This window comes from Vibrio sp. 10N.222.55.C6 (assembly GCF_041473395.1).
GTDB lineage: Bacteria > Pseudomonadota > Gammaproteobacteria > Enterobacterales > Vibrionaceae > Vibrio > Vibrio crassostreae_C.
Genome location: NZ_JBFRSD010000373.1, coordinates 1 through 501, shown reverse-complemented (window position 1 = coordinate 501; position 501 = coordinate 1). Strand labels below are relative to the sequence as shown.

The 501-nt window shown below is 44.5% G+C and carries 1 pseudogene; it reads left to right on the top strand.

Going from position 1 to position 501, the window contains the following annotated elements:
* Nucleotides 1-485 (top strand): annotated as a pseudogene (locus AB4486_RS24180) (type II and III secretion system protein family protein); the annotation flags it as partial.
* Nucleotides 486-501: the final 16 nt, after the last annotated feature.

The window sequence follows — 501 nt, the reverse complement described above, 5'->3', positions numbered from 1 at the left end:
CGGTTGATGTGAGTGAGATTGCCAATAGTAGCTCGTTAACAATTGATCCTGGTACCACCAATGCGACTTACTTTATCCCTCCTATTACCCGAAGAAGTGCATCGTCGACGCTTGAGTTAGCCGACGGTCAAACCATCGGTATTGCGGGGTTGTTGAGTGAGAATGTTAGGGACATCAGTAACAAGATGCCAGGCTTTGGCGATGTGCCGATTTTAGGTCAGCTTTTCAATAGCCAAGAGTATGTATCTGGTGAAACAGAGCTCGTTATTCTTGTTACTCCTCGACTCGCTAAACCTATTGACCGAACGAAAGTGACGTTACCAACTGATGCCTTTGTTGATCCTAATGATTTGGAATATTACTTGTTAGGCAGAAGCGCTTACATCGCTGAACCGTCTGAATCTGATTCAGAACAATCTCAAGCTTCACAGGATATATCACCGACCGATGGTGGTAGCGAAGGCTCATTTGGGCATGATTTATAAGGGGATAGATATGAAT